This window comes from Alcaligenes sp. 1735tsa3 (genome assembly GCF_024134565.1).
GTDB classification, from domain to species: Bacteria; Pseudomonadota; Gammaproteobacteria; order Burkholderiales; family Burkholderiaceae_B; genus Alcaligenes; species Alcaligenes phenolicus.
Genome location: NZ_CP099862.1, coordinates 660109 through 676711 on the forward strand (window position 1 = coordinate 660109; position 16603 = coordinate 676711).

Annotated in this window: 13 protein-coding genes and 1 pseudogene; 7 read left to right on the forward strand and 7 right to left on the reverse strand. The window is 58.3% G+C overall.

Translation table 11 applies throughout. The annotated features are described in order from the left end of the window. Nucleotides 1–51 precede the first annotated feature (51 nt). From NIZ92_RS03010 to NIZ92_RS19665, 3 genes and pseudogenes are all read left to right on the forward strand, one after another. Nucleotides 52–1179: a glycosyltransferase family 4 protein gene (locus NIZ92_RS03010; protein WP_009461098.1), complete on the forward strand. Its 1128-nt coding sequence runs from the start codon at nt 52–54 to the stop codon at nt 1177–1179. Nucleotides 1180–1184: 5 nt separating this feature from the next. Then, nucleotides 1185–2198: pseudogene (locus NIZ92_RS19660) on the forward strand (glycosyltransferase); the annotation flags it as partial. A gap of 255 nt (nt 2199–2453) precedes the next feature. Beyond that, the gene (locus tag NIZ92_RS19665) at nt 2454–3569 is read left to right on the forward strand and encodes a glycosyltransferase family 4 protein (protein ID WP_031232434.1); all 1116 of its coding nucleotides are present in this window, start codon (nt 2454–2456) and stop codon (nt 3567–3569) included. A 294-nt stretch (nt 3570–3863) separates the two neighbouring features. On the opposite strand, the gene NIZ92_RS03020 is transcribed toward NIZ92_RS19665, so the two are convergent. Further along, nucleotides 3864–5252, reverse strand: coding sequence for a phosphomannomutase/phosphoglucomutase (locus tag NIZ92_RS03020; protein WP_254002679.1), 1389 nt, complete (start codon nt 5250–5252; stop codon nt 3864–3866). A gap of 129 nt (nt 5253–5381) precedes the next feature. Here NIZ92_RS03020 and NIZ92_RS03025 point away from each other — a divergent pair, with 129 nt between their 5' ends. Then, nucleotides 5382–6797 (forward strand): FAD-binding oxidoreductase, encoded by a 1416-nt coding sequence (locus tag NIZ92_RS03025; RefSeq protein ID WP_009461095.1) that lies wholly within the window; start codon nt 5382–5384, stop codon nt 6795–6797. Nucleotides 6798–6890: 93 nt separating this feature from the next. Then, on the forward strand, nt 6891–7505 hold the full coding sequence (locus NIZ92_RS03030) for a phosphatase PAP2 family protein (protein ID WP_235332480.1): 615 nt from the start codon (nt 6891–6893) through the stop codon (nt 7503–7505). Between the two features lie 136 nt (nt 7506–7641). On the opposite strand, the gene fahA is transcribed toward NIZ92_RS03030, so the two are convergent. The 6 genes from fahA to mutM form a co-directional block, all read right to left on the reverse strand. Then, on the reverse strand, nt 7642–8967 hold the full coding sequence (gene fahA, locus NIZ92_RS03035; RefSeq protein ID WP_009461093.1) for a fumarylacetoacetase: 1326 nt from the start codon (nt 8965–8967) through the stop codon (nt 7642–7644). After that, nucleotides 8964–10268 carry a homogentisate 1,2-dioxygenase gene (gene hmgA / locus NIZ92_RS03040; protein ID WP_254002680.1) on the reverse strand — a complete coding sequence of 435 codons (1305 nt, stop codon included), beginning with the start codon at nt 10266–10268 and terminating at the stop codon, nt 8964–8966. Before hmgA ends, fahA begins: the two co-directional genes overlap by 4 nt. Before the next feature lie 15 nt (nt 10269–10283). Next, on the reverse strand, nt 10284–10493 hold the full coding sequence (locus tag NIZ92_RS03045; RefSeq protein ID WP_009461092.1) for a DUF2783 domain-containing protein: 210 nt from the start codon (nt 10491–10493) through the stop codon (nt 10284–10286). Next, nucleotides 10481–12154, reverse strand: a complete 1674-nt coding sequence (locus tag NIZ92_RS03050) for an FAD-dependent oxidoreductase (RefSeq protein WP_254002681.1) — start codon at nt 12152–12154, stop codon at nt 10481–10483. Before NIZ92_RS03050 ends, NIZ92_RS03045 begins: the two co-directional genes overlap by 13 nt. Nucleotides 12155–12178: 24 nt before the next feature. Further along, nucleotides 12179–13135 carry an MBL fold metallo-hydrolase gene (locus NIZ92_RS03055; protein ID WP_009461090.1) on the reverse strand — a complete coding sequence of 319 codons (957 nt, stop codon included), beginning with the start codon at nt 13133–13135 and terminating at the stop codon, nt 12179–12181. Between the two features lie 164 nt (nt 13136–13299). Beyond that, on the reverse strand, nt 13300–14127 hold the full coding sequence (gene mutM, locus NIZ92_RS03060; protein WP_035271243.1) for a bifunctional DNA-formamidopyrimidine glycosylase/DNA-(apurinic or apyrimidinic site) lyase: 828 nt from the start codon (nt 14125–14127) through the stop codon (nt 13300–13302). Between the two features lie 122 nt (nt 14128–14249). On the opposite strand from mutM, the gene NIZ92_RS03065 reads away from it, so the two are divergent. Together NIZ92_RS03065 and NIZ92_RS03070 are read left to right on the forward strand one after the other, a co-directional pair. Continuing rightward, a complete protein-coding gene (locus NIZ92_RS03065) occupies nt 14250–15995 on the forward strand; it encodes a tetratricopeptide repeat protein (RefSeq protein ID WP_254002682.1) in 1746 nt (581 codons plus the stop codon). Continuing rightward, the gene (locus NIZ92_RS03070; RefSeq protein WP_254002683.1) at nt 15992–16588 is read left to right on the forward strand and encodes an outer membrane lipoprotein LolB; all 597 of its coding nucleotides are present in this window, start codon (nt 15992–15994) and stop codon (nt 16586–16588) included. Before NIZ92_RS03065 ends, NIZ92_RS03070 begins: the two co-directional genes overlap by 4 nt. Nucleotides 16589–16603: the final 15 nt, after the last annotated feature.

A 16603-nucleotide genomic window follows, 5' to 3' on the forward strand; every position in this document is an offset into this window, starting at 1 on the left:
CCTAGTGCCAGCAGGCCCAAGCTACCCGGTCGATGAGCCCACGGAGGCCCAGTGAATATTCTGTTTTTCGTCAGCTCCCTGAACGCAGGCGGCGCCGAGCGCGTCGCTTCCACCCTGGCCAATGCCTGGGGTTTGCGGGGCGATCAGGTCACCCTGGTGCCTACTTATAGTGGAGGAGGCAGCGCCTTTTACCCTATTGACTCCAAGGTGGAACTGGTGTGGCTGGCCCATCGCATGCGCGGTAGCTGGTTGCCCAAACCCTTGGCCAAGCTGCGCGCCATGCGCAAGCTGGTGCATGAAAAACAGCCTGATGTCATCGTGTCTTTTCTGACCAATGTGAATATCAATGTGTTGCTGGGGCTGGGCGGCATGGGCGTCCCTATTGTGGTGGGTGAACGCACCAACCCGGCCTTTAGCAGCAGCGCAGGCAAGCTGCTGCAAAGCCTGCGCCGCCGTCTGTACCCCAAGGCGCAGGTAGTGACTGTGCAAACCCGAGCCAGTGTGGCGGCGTTCCAGGCCATGGTGCCGGGCATGAAGCAGGTCATGGTGGTTCCCAACCCCTTGCCGCAGGCCTTGAATGCCGTGCAGCGCGAGGTGCGGGTGGAGGAGAACCGTCACTGCACCTTGATGGCCATGGGGCGTCTGGTGCCCTCCAAACGTTTTGATGTCTTGATCCGCGTATTTGCAGGCCTGGCCGCCGAGCATCCGGAATGGAAATTGAAAATCTGGGGCGATGGCCCGCAGCGTGCCCAATTGGTGCAGCAGATTGCCATGTCCGGCGCGGGCGATCGTATCGAACTGGCCGGCAAGACCGCTGAGCCCTGGCAGGAAATGGCGCGCTCCCATGCCTTTGTCATGACTTCGGAAGTAGAGGGTTTTCCGAACGTGTTGCTGGAAGCCATGGCCATGGGCCTGCCCGCCGTGACGGTTGATTGCCCCAGCGGCCCGCGCGAAATCAGTTCCGATGGCAAGGATGCCCTGCTGGTGCCGGTAGGGGATGAAGGTGCCTTGACTGCCGCCCTGGCCGAGCTGATGGGGGATGGCGTCTTTCGGGGCGTCTTGGGCCGTCGTGCCGCTGCAGCGGTGCGTCAGCGTTATGAACTAGAGCAGGTTTTGCTTAACTGGGACCAGGTCTTTCAGGCCGCCCGTGGCGGTATCGAAGAGGGAGCCAAAGCATGAGTGCAATGCAGCCAAGGTCGTTGAATCAGGAAACAGACGCCGTGGATGACAAGCTGGAAAAAGTAACGCCGCCTTTGCGAGTCGTGCATATTATTGCTGGGCTGGGGCAGGGGGGGGCAGAAACCGTCTTGTTTCGCTTGGTGACGGCGCCAGGTCAAGAAACCGAGCATATTGTGATTTCTCTGGGCGAGGAAGACGTTTTCGGGCCGCAATTGCGGGCTGCAGACATTCCTTTGTACTGCCTGCACATGCACTCGCCGCTGGGCTTTTTGAAAGGTCTGCGATCGCTGACGCGCTTGCTGCGCGATTTGCAGCCCGATGTGGTGCAGACCTGGATGTATCACTCCGATCTGATCGGTGGTGCCGCAGCGCGACTGGTCGGGATTCCGGCTGTGTCCTGGGGTATTCGTAATTCCGGCGCGAATCTGTATCAAGGCAGCCCGAAAGCTCGTATGGTGGCCTGGCTGTGCGCCCGCCTGTCACGCTTTATTCCCAATTTGATTGTGTCCTGCGCAGAAAATGCCGCCCGACGTCACAAGCAGTGGGGTTATCGTGCGGACATCATGAAAGTGATTCCCAATGGCTACGATCTAAGCCGTTGGCATCCTGACCCGCAGGCACGTGAAGAAGTGCGCGAAGAATTGGGCCTGTCACTGGATACGCCTGTTATTGGCAGTGTGGCCCGCTGGAATCCGCTTAAAGATCATCCCAATCTGCTGGCCGCCTTAGCTCGCAGCCTGCACCGTCATCCGGGCTTGCGTTGCCTTTTGATTGGCGATGGCATGGACAGCAATAACGAAACCTTGATGCGCTTGCTGGATCAGCATCAGTTGCGCGAGAGCGTCATCCTGATGGGACGACGCAGCGATGTCCCTCGCCTGATGAATGCGCTGGACGTGCATGTCTTGTCCAGCTCGGCAGAAGGTTTTCCCAACGTGGTCTGCGAAGCAATGGCTGCGGGGGTGTCCAATGTGGTCACCGATGTGGGTGATGCTGCCTTGATCGTCGGTAATGAGGGCTGGATTGTTCCCCCCAGCAATGCTGAAGCCTTGGCAGGCGCGATCAATAGCGCGGTTGATGAACTGGGTGCGCCTTCCTGGCAGGCTCGTCATGAGCATGCGCGTGAACGGGTTGCCCGCCTGTTCTCCCTGGAAGGCATGGTCAAGAATTACACGCAGGCCTGGAAGACCTTGACGGCGCAGTATCCCCCCAAGCGCAAGCGCAGCCGTCAGGCCTTGAGTGCCTTGACGGACGAAACCAGCAAGAAAACGCGCATGCTGATGTTCGTGGTCAATAACCCCGCTTTTTTCCTGTCACATCGTTTGCCTTTGGCGCAAGCCGCTCAACGTGAGGGTTATGACGTGCATGTCGCCACCATGGACGGCCCGGCGGTTGCCGAGATCGAGCGTCACGGCCTGCATCACCATGCTTTGCCCATGACACGCAGCGGGACCAACCCATTGCAAGAGCTGCACACCATTTGGGCTCTATGGCGCTTGTTTCGCCGTGAGCGTCCGGAGCTGGTGCATGCGGTCACCATCAAGCCGGTTCTGTATGGCGGGATTGCAGCGCGACTGGCCGGTGTGCCTGGTTTTCTGGCCGCTGTATCCGGGCTGGGCTATGTATTTACCAAGCGCGACAAGTCCTTTGATCCGGTGCGCTGGATTGCCCTGCAGCTTTACCGCATTGCCTTGGGACATCCGAATAGCCGCGTGATTTTCCAGAACAGCAATGACCGTGATGTCTTGCTGGAAGACCGTGTTGTCAAACGCGATCAGTGCGTCCTGATTCGTGGCTCAGGCGTGGACTTGAATCAGTTTCAGGCTTTGCCGGAGCCCGAAGGCCCGCCCGTTGCCCTGATGGTATCGCGCCTGCTGGTAGATAAAGGTGTGCGTGAGTTTGTTGAAGCTGCACGCATCAGCGCTGCTCAAGGTAGCCCGGTTAAATGGGTACTGGCCGGCAGTCCCGACCCCGGTAATCCGGCCAGTATCAGCGATCAGGAGTGGCAGAGCTGGCAAAAGCAGGGCGTGGTGGAGTGTCTGGGCGAACGTAGCGATATTGCGCAGCTTTACGCTCAATCACACATTGCCGTGCTGCCGTCCTACCGTGAGGGCCTGCCTAAGTCCTTGGTAGAAGCCGCAGCCTGCGGGCGCGCGGTGGTTACAACGGATGTACCCGGTTGCCGTGATGCCATCGAACCTGGAGTAACGGGCGTGCTGGTGCCAGTACGTAATGCACAGGCTTTGGCGGCGGCTGTGATGGACTTGGGTGAAGATACGGCCAAGCGGCAAGCCATGGGGGCGGAAAGCCGCCGTCTGGCTGAAGAGGCTTTTGATATAGGCCGTATCAGCGAGGCTCATCTGGATCTGTATCAGTATTTGAGCCGTTAAGGCTTTGGCTGCCTTGGTCCTGGGCCAAAGCATAAAAAACGGGCTGAACTGCTTGCTGTGACTTAGGGTTGAATTCAAGGTTTCAGAGGCAGTGCAGCTCTTTTTTTATCGCTGGGCTGCCCCAAGGCTGGTCGTCCCGGTAAAAAGTGCCCCCTTGGGGGACAGCAAGCCAAAGTTGCCGCGTGGAGGCATTTTTATACTGCGCTGGAGACTAGAGACTAGAGACTAGAGACTAGAGACTAGAGACTAGAGACCAGCGAGCAGGGATCTGGGTATGAGTGCACTTCCACGGCCTTAGAAAGGCAATGCTGCATCCGGCTTCAAAGCCAACAGTGCCGCCCGGAATTCTCCCTGGATCCGATCCAGCGCCTCTTGGGACTGGGCCTCAAAACGCAGCACAATCACTGGAGTGGTATTGGAGGCGCGAGCCAGACCGAAGCCGTCCGGATACTCGGCACGTACACCATCAATCGTGTTGAGCTGATTGGAACTGGGGAAACGGCCTTCTTTTTGCAGGCGGGCAATCAAGGCATGAGGCTCGCCTTCGGCCAGCGGCAGTTTCAGTTCCGGTGTGGACAGGTCTTGCGGCAAGGCTTCCAACTCTGCCGTCGGGTTGTCACCGCGCGAGAGAATCGCCAGCAGACGTGCGCCTGTGTACAGGCCATCATCAAAGCCGTACCAGCCTTCCTTGAAGAACACGTGGCCGCTCATTTCGCCCGCTAAAGGGGCACCCGTTTCGGCCAGTTTGGCCTTGATCAGCGAATGGCCGGTTTGCCACATCAAGGGCTCACCCCCGGCCTTGGCAATTTCCAGAGCGACGTGGCGGCTGCATTTCACGTCAAAAATAATCGTGGAGCCAGGTTCGCGCTGCAAAATATCGCGGGAGTACAGAATCAACTGACGATCAGGCCAGATGATCTGACCCGTTCGAGTCACCACACCCAGGCGGTCGGCATCGCCGTCAAAGGCCAGACCCACTTCGCAGTCCGTGTTTTGAACATGGGTGATCAGGTCTTGCAGGTTGTGCGGCTCGGCCGGGTCCGGGTGGTGATTGGGGAAGCTGCCGTCTACATCCTCAAACAGCATGTCCACTTCGCAACCCAGGGCCTTGAACAGGCGAGCAGCCACGACGCCACCCACGCCGTTGCCGCAGTCCAGGGCGATTTTCATGGGACGGGCCAGTTTGACACGTTCGGCGATGGTGCTGACGTACTGGTCCAGCAAGTCCTTTTTCTCGCCAGTACCTGCTTGAGCCGCAGGCTCAATACCGGCTTGCATGCGTTTCATCAGGCCCTGGATATCCTGGCCGTGCAAGGTCTTGCCGGCCATCATCATCTTGAAGCCGTTGTAGTTGGACGGATTATGGCTACCTGTGATGGCTACGCCCGAGCCGGTTTCCAGTACATTGGCCGCAAAATAGACGACGGGAGTAGGAACCATGCCCAGATCGACTGTGTTGATTCCGCCTGCCTGGATCCCTTGTTGCAGGGCACGAGACAGAGCAGGGCTGCTGTGGCGGCCGTCGTAACCCACTACCAGGGTTTGCACGCTTTGTTCACGGGCCAAGGCCGCCAGGGCCAGACCTAATTGGTAGGCGAAGTCGGGATTCAGTTGCTCGGGAACGGTGCCCCGAATATCGTAGGCTTTGAATACAGCGGTCGGTAGAGTGGGAATGTGGGTCACTGTCACGTCCTGAACGAATACACAAAGAAAGAAGTTTAGCGCGAATGCCACCGGCTTTCGTGAGTTACCATTAAGAGCTGTAGCGCGACAGCAAGAGCGCCTGATTGTTTTTCTTGAGTGGCTTGGGTCATGACTTTTCTGAACGAACTTGAACAGCGTATTGGTCAGCAACATGTGCTGACAGGACAATCCATGCAGCAGTACCTGGAGGATTGGCGTGGACGCTATACCGGTACTGCCTTGGCGGTGGCCCGGCCTGCAACGACGGAAGAAGTGGCCCAGGTTGTGCGTCTATGCGCGCAGCACCGCGTGCCTATTGTCCCTCAAGGCGGCAATACCGGTTTGTGCGGGGGCGCAACGCCGGACAACAGCGCCACTGCGCTGGTGCTGTCTTTGGAGCGCCTGAACAAGATTCGCAGCGTGGATACCGACAACGACACCATGGTGGTGGAAGCAGGCTGCATTTTGCAAAATGTGCAGCAGGCCGCCCGTGATCATCAGCGTCTGTTCCCCTTGAGCCTGGCCGCAGAAGGCAGTTGCACGATTGGCGGCAATCTGGCCACCAATGCAGGCGGTACGCAGGTTTTGCGTTACGGCAATGCTCGCGACCTGACCCTGGGACTGGAAGTGGTGACTGCCCAAGGTGAAATTCTGCATGGGCTGCTTGGGCTGCGCAAAGACAATACCGGTTACGACCTGCGCAACCTGTTTATTGGTAGCGAAGGCACCCTGGGTATCATCACCGCCGCGACCATCAAGCTCTATCCCCAGCCCGTAGCAGCGTGCACCGCTTTGTTGGCGCTCAACACAATTGAAGATGCCGTACAAGTGCTGGCTCTGGCCCGTCAGGGTCTGGCCGCTTCCTTGACGGGCTTTGAGTTGATTGCAGGCAACTGCTTGCAAGCTGTGTTGCACTGCTACCCCGATCAACGCATGCCTTTCCAGGGCCCAGCTGAAAAAGCAGCCTGGTATGCCTTGCTGGAGCTGTCTGATAGCGAAAGCCTGGAGCATGCCCGCGAGCGTTTTGAAAGCGTGATCGGTCAGGCTCTGGAACAAGATCTGGTGCAAGACGCCGTTATCGCCGAGACCATCGCACAAAGCAAGGCGCTCTGGCATTTGCGTGAAAGCATTCCACTGGCAGAGAAAGCCTATGGGAAAAGCATCAAGCATGATGTGTCCATCCCTGTGTCCGTGATGTCCCAGTTCGTGCACGAGACGGACAAGGCTTTGCAAGAAGCCTTCCCTGGTTTGGAGAATGTGACATTCGGGCACTTGGGTGATGGCAACCTGCACTACAACGTCGCGCGCGGCACCGCCTTCACGGAGGAAGAGCTGCTGAAGCGTCAGGACGAGATCTATGCGCTGGTCCATGACAGCGTGCACCGTTTCCATGGCTCCATCAGTGCCGAACATGGCGTAGGCCAGCTCAAGCGCCAACTGCTGCCCCGTTATAAAGACCCGGTTTCCCTGGCCTTGATGAAGCAGATCAAGACGGCGCTGGATCCTTTGGGGATCATGAACCCCGGTAAAGTATTGCCCGACTGATTGAAGCTACTTGGTGTGTAGATGTTTTTTCGTCCTTATATCGTTGCCAGTGCCGTTTTTTTTACTGTTTTGGGAATCGTTGCGGCAGTGACGATGGGTTCAGCAACGGACCTGTCACTCAGTGCCTATTTCTATGACCCACAAGTCCAGGATTTTTCCTGGCGATTGCAGCCTTTTGTCGATTTATTCGGGCGCAGGCTGGTGTGGTTCGTTCCCTTTGGCGGCGCAGTGGTATGGACGATCGTGGCCTGGCGGCAGCCCAAGGGTTCCCGCCGCCAACTGGCTTGGGCGGGGGCGGCTTTCTTCATGGGTAGTGGCCCGTTAATGGTAGGCGTACTGAAACATCTGACCGCCATGCCAAGACCCTTTAATCTGGCCATGTTTGGCGGTATAGAATCCATGCCCACCTACTTCTGGGCGCATTCCTGGGCTGAGGCAGGCAATGCCTTGCCCAGTGCTCATGCCGCATCCGGCTTTGTGCTCCTGTCCCTGTTCTTTGTGGGCGTCATGACAGGCTGCCGCAAACTGGCCGCCGGGGGCTTTGTGCTGGGTATCAGCGCCGGTTTGCTGTTCGGCTTTCTACGCATCATGCAGGGCTACCATTTTCTTAGCCAGGTGCTGGCTTCAGGCGCTGTTCTGGGGCTATATGGCTGCGTTCTGTTTTATATCCTCTGGTCTTGGGCCAGACATAAGCAATTGCCTGCCTAGGGCTCTCCGAGTTTGCAGAAAGGGGACTTCAAGTCCCTTTTTTGTTTTTACGAGCCTGTTTCGATAAAGCTTTACGTAAAAACACCCCGAAGCCAGATACCGGCTGCGGGGTGTCGTTTACAAGGGTGTCTTGAACTTAAGGAACGGCAGGCAATACTCGACCGGCACATTCACCAAAAGACAGGGTCGGGTAGCCATCTTGACGGCACAGGCCTTTCAAAATGATCTCGTCCTGATCTTCCAGGAATTTACGCTGTTCGCCCCAAGGCAGGTCGATGGGGTTTTTGCCGCCCTGGTTCATTTCCAGCAAGGAGCCTTCCTGACCCTTGGCCGGGCCGGACAAGGTGCCGGTGCCCAGCAGGTCTCCAGTTTGCAGATTGCAGCCGTTGACGCTGTGATGGGCGACCAGTTGGGCCACAGTCCAATACGCTTCCTTGAAGTTGCTGCGCGAGAGCAAAGCGGGGTCTTTCTTTTGCTGGCGAGACTGCTCGGTGCTCAGGTACACCTCCAGTTCCACGTCCAGAACGCCACTTTCCTGGTTGGTCTGATCCTGCAAATAAGGCAGAGGCTGGGGATCAGACTCGGGGCGGCTGAAGGGGCGACGGAAGGGAGCCAGGGCTTCCAGCGTCACTACCCAGGGGGAGATCGTCGAGGCAAAGTTCTTGGCCAGGAAGGGGCCCAGAGGCTGGTATTCCCAGGCTTGCAGATCGCGCGCCGACCAGTCATTGAACAGGCACAGGCCAAAAACGTGCTCGTCTGCCTGAGCGATAGGGATACGGCGACCGGCTTCGTTGCCTTTGCCAATCAGAATGCCCATTTCCAGTTCGAAGTCCAGGCGTTGGCAAGGACCAAAATTGGGCTGCTCCTGCCCTTCGGGTGGGCGGGTCTGGCCGACGGGTCGTGGGAATTGCTGGCCGGACACACCGATGCTGGAGGCACGGCCGTGGTAGCCAATGGGTACCCACTTGTAGTTGGGCAGCAAGGGCGCATCAGGGCGGAACTGTTTGCCCACCGCCGTTGCGTGGTGCACGGAAATATAGAAATCGGTGTAGTCCCCAATTTGGGCGGGCAGGGCGTATTCCAGCTTGCTGCGCTCGATCAGCATGGGGCGCAGGCGCGACTCAGCTGAGGAGCCTTGGCGCAAGTCATGTGACAAGGCGGCACGCAGCGCGCTCCAGTATTCCTGGCCCAAGGCCATCAGGCCGTTCAGTGCAGGTTTGACGCAAGCGGCCAGGGCGTCGGCGGCTTTGCCGTGCCAGGGGGTATCGCAGGCCAGCAGGCCCAGGTCCAGCGCGTAAGGGCCGATAGCCACCATGACGCGGAAGTCTTCCTGACTGTCACGGCGACGGGCCACGGCAAAGGGCAGGTTCTGGATGGGGAAACCGTTATCGGCCTCGTTGGCGCCGGGCACCCAGCTTTGCAGCTTGGGGTCGTGAGTGTCATTCAGATAAGGTCGGGTCATGCCTTTTGTTCCGTAGAGAAGTGTTTTTCCAGTCCGTCCCAGACGGCATCGTAATTGGCTTGCAGGCTGCCGTTTTGCAAGGCCTGTGGCGAGGGGCGGATGACTTTGCGGGTCTCGAACATAAAGGCCATGGTACCGCGCAGATAGTCTGCCTTGCTCAAGTCCGCACTGCTGGCCTTGTCAAAGGTGTTGGCATCGGGGCCATGCGGGCTCATGCAATTGTGCAGGCTGGAGCCGCCGGGGGCAAAGCCATCGGCCTTGGCATCGTACACACCCTGGATCAGGCCCATGAATTCGCTGGCGAAGTTACGGTGGAACCAAGGGGGGCGGAAGGTGTTTTCCATGGCCAGAATGCGTGGCGGGAAAATCGCAAAGTCCAGGTTGGCCGTGCCGGGGGTGTCGGAGGGCGAGGTCAATACACTGAAAATGCAGGGATCGGGGTGATCGTAGCTGATCGAGCCGATCACATTGAAGTCGCGTAAATCGTATTTGTAGGGGGCGTGCGTGCCATGCCAGGCCACCACGTCCAGCGGCGAGTGCGTCAGTTGCGCAACCCAGAAGCCGCCTGTGAATTTGGTGACCAACTCATGAGGCTCGCTGACATCTTCGTACCAGGCTACCGGCGTTTTGAAGTCACGGGCATTGGCCAGGCCGTTAGAGCCGATCGGACCCAGTTCGGGCAAACGCAGAGGGGCGCCGAAGTTTTCCAGCAAGTAACCACGGGCCACATCGTCCAGCAACTCTACCTTGAAGCGCACGCCACGCGGCATGACGGCAATCTCGCAAGGCTCGATTTCCATGATGCCCAATTCGCTGACCAGACGCAGGCGGCCCTGTTCAGGCACGAACATCATTTCGGCGTCGGCGTTGTAGAACACGCGCCGCCCCATGGACTGGTTGATGGCGTACAGATGGATGGCAACGCCGCTTTGCGAGTCGCTGCTGCCATTGCCTGCCCAGGTATGGACACCAGCCAGAAAATCGGTCGGTTTGCTGGGCAGATTCAGCGGGCTCCAGCGCAGGCGATTGGGGTTGGCCGGGCCTTGACCAAAGTCTTCATTCCAGTGGGGAGCGCCTTCAAATACCGTAAATGCCCCTTGCTTGGCGCTGGGGCGAATGCGGTACAGCCAGGAGCGGCGGTTATCGGCGCGCGGAGCGGTAAAGGCCGTGCCGGACAACTGCTCGGCATACAGCCCATAAGGGCAACGCTGCGGCGAGTTGCGTCCCAGTGGCAGCGCGCCGGGCAGAGCCTCGGTGGCAAAAGCGTTACCAAAACCAATCTGATAATTCAAAGAGCTCATTAGGGGTCTCCAGATTCAGGCAGCCTGCTCCAGGCAGGTCTGGCGGGCGGCGTCCAAGGCTTGCTTGATCACATCCAGCGAGCCGACATGATTGCACAGCAACAGCACCAAAGCGGCATTCATGGCATGACTTTGTGCTGTGCTCAGGCCTTGGTGGGCATCGATCAACATTTGGTAGAAATCGTCAGCCCGTTCCAGGGGGGTATCGGTATTCAGTGTAGACATGAAGCACTCTCCAGGAAATGGCCACAGGCTTTGTACAAGGCAGCCTGGACAGCTTGCCCATCCAGATGACGCCAGCGGGCGCACAGGTGTTGATCGGGGCGAATCAGATAGCAGGAACCGGGTTGGGCGTCGTAACGCTGACGCAGCATATCCTGGCTGTCGATGATGCCGCCCTGGGCCTGGGTAGCGCTGGTGCCAGCGGGCCAGACACGCAGGCGGGTCAAGAGACCTTGGGCGACCAGTTCGTCTACCACTTCAGACTGGCTGGCCTGGCCTTCGCCAAATTCCAGCAGGGTGAAGCCGCTGCCCAATTGACCCAGCCACCAGCCTTGCTGACCGTTTTGTTCTATAGGTGCATCGGGGACGCAGGCTCCTAGCGGTGTGGCCGTGGCGGAGAACTCGTGTGTGTCAGCCGTATTCAAGGGGCTGTCTGGGTAGGCGCTGGGCAAGGACAGGCGGCCGCTATTGACCAGTACACGGGCAAAGGTGTGGCGACGCGCCAGAATCAGGGCCGCATCACGGAACAGGCGACTGACTTCGCTTTTAGGCGTGATGAAATCTGTTGAACGGCTGGAATGGCGAATGTTCTCGTCTGCAGCCAATTCACGTTCATGGCTGTAGCTGTCCAGCAGGCTGTCGGGAGCCTGGGCATTCAGAACCAGATTCAGCTTCCAGGCCAGGTTGTCGGCGTCCTGGATACCGCTGTTGGCGCCGCGTGCGCCAAAAGGCGAGACACGGTGGGCCGAGTCTCCGGCAAACAGAATACGGCCATGGCGAAAGCGCTCCATGCGCTCGCAGGCAAAGGTGTAAATGCTGACCCATTCCAGTTCAAAGGGGGCGTCGGCACCCAGGAGGGCACGAATGCGGGGCAGCACGTTTTCTGGTTTGACGGCTTCAACCGGGTCGGCATCCCAGCCCAATTGGAAGTCGATACGCCAGACGTTGTCCGGCTGGCTGTGCAGCAAGACAGATTGATTGGGGTGGAAGGGTGGGTCAAACCAGAACCAGCGCTCGGCGGGGAAGTCGGCTTGCATGCGCACGTCTGCAATCAGGAAACGGTCCTTGAATACGCGTCCGCTGCTGCTTTCACCCAAGGCACGGCGAATGGCCGAGCGCGAGCCGTCGCAGGCCAGCAGCCATTCTGCTTCCAGGGTGTAATTGCCTTGCTGCGTTTCTACGTCCAGATGCACGCCTTCTGCCTGATTCACCACGTTCAGCACTTTATGGCCGGACCGCAGTTCGATCAGGGGCTGAGCGCAGACTGCTTCGTAGAGATAACCTTCGCAGTAATACTGCTGCAAATTGATAAAGGCGGGGCGCTGGTGGCCTTCTTCGGGCCGCAAATTGAAGCTCCAGACTTCCTGATTGCGGAAAAAAACCTTGCCCACATTCCAGGACACGCCTTTGTCCATCATGCGCGAGCCCACGCCCAATCGATCCCAGATATCCAGGGTGCGTTTGGCAAAGCAAATGGCCCGCGATCCTTTGGACAGCGTGGTGTCGTCGTCCAGAATCACGACCCGGTGGCCTTTGGCCGCCAGATCCAGGGCCATGGTCAGCCCCACCGGGCCGGCACCCACCACCACAACGGGGTGGCGGGCATGGGTAGCCGGTGGGGGCGCTTGCGTCAGCTCCAGGGTCTGGTAATTAATGTCTCCCATTTTCTTTCTCCCTGGCCTTGCGTCTTACTGACCTTCGAGTTGTTTCCACATCTCCAGATCGCGTTCGGCGGTCCAGATGCGTGGGTCTTCGTGTCCGTTGACTTCGTCGTAGGCACGGGACACGTCAAAGGGCATGCAGTGATCAAAAATGACCCAGTCTGCGTAGCGAGGCTTCATGAAATCGTAGGTTTCGCGGTAAATGGTCTTCAGGTCTTTACCGGCGGCTGCGCCTTGCTGCACGCTGGAGTACAGGTCTGTCAGAAACGCGCGTGTGCCAGCCAGGGCTTGACGCACTTCGGTGGCGTTTTTCAGTGCCGGGCCACGGCCAGGAACCATTTGTTCAGCTTTGAAGTCTCCCAGACGGTCCAGTGTGCGTGGCCATTCGCGAAAGTAGCAGTCGCCTGCGTACGGGGTGGATTGGTATTCCACCAGGTCACCGGCGAACAGGATTTTTTGCTTGGGCAGCCAGGCAATGGTGTCGCCCTTGGTGTGGCCACGACCCACTTGCATCAGGTGCACTTCCAGATTGCCCAGGTCCACGGTCATGTGGCCTTCAAAGGTCATGGTGGGCCAGGTCAGGCCGGGAGGAATGGATTCGGCGTTGCGGAACAGGCGGGGGAAACGGCCGATTTCGCTGGCTTTGTCCTGCTCGCCACGTTCCACGATCAGGTCGTAGGTGTCGCGGCTGGCCAGGATTTCCTGGGCGTTGTAGGCCGAGGCACCCAGCACCCGTACGGCGTGGTAGTGCGATAGCAAGACATACTTGATCGGTTTGTCGCTGACTTCGCGGATGCGGCGAATCACGTCTTCAGCCATGACAGGCGTGGCCTGGGTGTCGATCACCATAATGGCCTCGTCACCAATGATGATGCCCGTGTTGGGATCACCTTCAGCCGTGTAGGCGTAGGCGTTGTCGGACAGTTTTTCAAAGGCAACGACTTTGTCTTCCAGGTCGTTATGCGAGGCGAAGGACTTGCTCATGAAAATGACTCCACAGTCGATAGGGATGGTGTCAGATTAGTTTATGGTGAATCAGTTAGATATAGGTGAATACCTGAATAGGGTAGGCTTAGTTGGAAAAAAAGCAGACGAGCGCCTGCCTGCCGGAACCGGCATCAGACGCTGTCAGAAAAAAGGGGGAGGGTTTAGCGGCGCTGGCAGCGCGAGCAGTAATAGGTCGCGCGTTGGCCTTGGACTATCCGTTTGATAGGCTGTTGGCAGCGTGGGCAGGGTTTGCCGGCACGCTCATATACATTGGCGTGAATGTCGAAGTAAGCGCCCGGTTCACCACTGGCATTGACGTAATCGCGCAAGGTGCTGCCCCCGGAGTCCAGGGCGGATTGCAAGGTGCTCAAGATGGCCGAGTGCAGTTTTTCGCAGCGATGCAAGGAAACTTCACCGGCGGGCAGTTCGGGGTGAATACCGGCCAGGAACAAGGATTCGGACGCGTAGATATTGCCTACTCCCACCACAATCTTGCCGCCCAGCAGGGCCTGTTTGATGGCGACGCGCCGCCCTTGCAGATGTCGGTGCAGATACTCGGGGGTGAACAGGGGATCGAAAGGTTCTACGCCTAAAGTACGTAGTAAAAGGTGGTTTTCCAGAGGGCCGTCCCTATGGGCGTGCCATAATATCGCACCAAATCGTCGTGGGTCGTGCAGCAGGAAGCGGGCCTCATCAAAGATCCATTCCGCATGATCGTGCTTGCGGCGTTCTTCATCCAGATCCACACGACGCAGGGAGCCGGACATTCCTAAATGGATGATCTGGACGCCTTGTTCAAAATGCAACAACAAGTATTTGCCTCGACGCGTGCAATTCTGGACGGCCTGGCCTTCAATCCATTGCGGCAAAGAGGCAGGCACGGGCCAGCGCAGACGGGGCTCGTGAACCAGGAATTGTCGGACATTTTTTCCCTGGATAACCGTCGCAATTCCGCGACGAGTTGTTTCAACTTCTGGCAGTTCAGGCATGGGGGGGTGATACCATCAACAAATCTGATTCCTTTATTGTGCCATCGGGCGTTTTGTCGCGCGTATCAGGGCACGGGTTTTTCTGGATGAATGCTCTGACCTTAGCACTAAAGCTGGGCCTGATGTCGTTGCTTGCAGCGGTTTCGGTGCAAGCCCAACCCTCACTTCCCATACTCAAGGCGGAGCCGCCTGCTGACAAGATTCGTTTGCGCAGCGGGCAATTGCCTTTGGTCAGCCTGACTTCGGACATTCTGTATCGCATTCTGGTTGCCGAAGTGGCTGCTTCGCGTGGTGAATACGACGTTGCCAGCCAGACTTTCCTGTCTTTGGCGCGTGACACCAGCGATCCTCGCCTGGCTCAAAACGCCTTTCAATACGCCATGGCCGACCGTGATTTGGGTCGTGCGCTGCGCGCCGCTAAAGAATGGGCCTTGCTGGCCCCGAATGATCCCGAAGCTAAAGCAACGGCTCTGGCCCTGGAAGCCTCCAGCGGTCAGACCGAAGGCTTGGCCGATGCCTTGTGGCTGCGTATCTCTCGCGCCCAGGATAAAGAGCAGGCCGTGGTGCAAGCCATGAGCATGGTCAGCAAGATGGTGGATCGCCGTTTGGCGCTGGAAGTGCTGGACAAGGCCTTGCAGCAACCCGTGCGCTCCTTGCCCATTGCCCGTCTGGCCTTGGCGGATACCGCCTGGAGCGCCGGGGATATGAGCCGGGCCGAGCGCGAAGCACGGGAAGCCCTGAAGCTGGACCCGCATTCCGAAGCCGCCGCGCAGCGCGTGCTGGAATACGGTATCAAGATTGATCCTTCGGCTGCCTTGCAAAGTGCACGTACCTTTGTGCGAGCCAATCCGGATAGCCGCAAGTTGCAACTGCTGCTGGCCAACCGGCTGGTAGAGCGCCAGCAGTTCGACGAAGCCCAATCCATCGTCAGCACCTTGCAACGCGCCAATCCTGAAGATTTTGATCTGCTCTACACCCAGGCCGAAATTCATATTCGTGCCCAGGAGTTTGACCAGGCCCGTAAATTGCTGGAGCAATACATTGCGGTCCAGCAGCAGCGCCGCCAGTCCTTGAACGACGCCGTCAATACGGCTTTGGCCAGTATTTCTGAAGCCCGCTTGTCCTTGGTGCAAATTGCTGAAGCTCAGGGCGATATGAACGAAGCCATTCGCCAGCTGGACTTGATTGAAGAGCCCGCGCTGCGTTTCCAGGCCCAGATTCATAAAGCCGTCCTGCAGGCTCGCCAAGGCAATCTGCCGCAAGCACGTCGTACCCTTGAAAACTCCCGGCCACGCGACATGAGCGAGCAGGTCGTTGTGGCTTTGACGTATTCCTCTATCTACCAAGACAGCGGTCGTACCGACCAGGCTCTGGAAGTGCTGGAGCGGGCGGACCGTGAGTTGCCTGATAGCGCCGAGATCAAATACAACCTGGCCATGTTGTACGAGCAGCGCGCCAAGCACGACAAGTTTGAAACCTTGATGCGTCGTGTTATTGAGCTGCGCCCGGACCATGCCAATGCGTATAACGCCTTGGGCTACACCTATGCGGATCAGAATCGCCGTCTGGACGAGGCCCAGGATTTGCTGGAACGCGCCATGGAGCTGGAGCCGGACAATCCTTATATTCTGGACAGCGTGGGCTGGTATCTGTTCCGTGTTGGCGATCTGCAAGCCGCGCTGGAATACTTGCAGCGTTCCTACGAGCGCCTGCCTGAAGCGGACGTTGCCGCCCACTTGGGTGAAGTGCTGTGGGTCAAAGGCCGTCGTGATGATGCCATGCTGGTCTTTCGGGCTGGCTTGAGCAAAGACCCCGAAAACCGAACACTGACAGAAACCATCAAGCGTCTGGGAGTACCGCTGCCGTGAGTATCTTGAAACAGCGGGCTTGGACCCGAGCAGGGGCTTTGGCCCTGGTTGCTTTGCTCAGTGCTTGTGCGACACCGCCCAAATCTGACCTTGGCAGCGTTACGGATGCGTCGCAAGAGGCAAGCGCCTTGTCTCGTTCAGGCCGTTTTGCGCTGAGCGTGACTCATTCCAGCTCGCAGGTCGAAGCCGTGCAGGGGGGCTTTTCCTGGCGCGACGACGGCCAAAAGCTGATGCTGGATTTGAGCAATCCTTTGGGTAATACCTTGGCGCGAGTCTGGGTGTTACCGGGGCGCGCCATTCTGGAACGCACAGACGGTAGTCAGGAAATGGCCTCCCATCCCGATGCCCTGGTTGAACAGGTCTTGGGCAGTCCCGTTCCTGTTGCAGGCTTGCGTGACTGGCTGCATGGCCGCACGGGTAGTGCCCCGGTTCAAAGCGAACGCCGGGATGACCAGCAAAAGCTAAGCAGTTTTGAGCAGTCCGGCTGGCGTGTGACGCTCTCGCGTTACGACGAACAAGGCCCGCGCCTGCTGCAATTGAATCGTCATGAAGCCAACCGCTCCATCAGCGTGCGCTTGGTCGTGGATCAGTAAAGTCCCGAGCAGGTT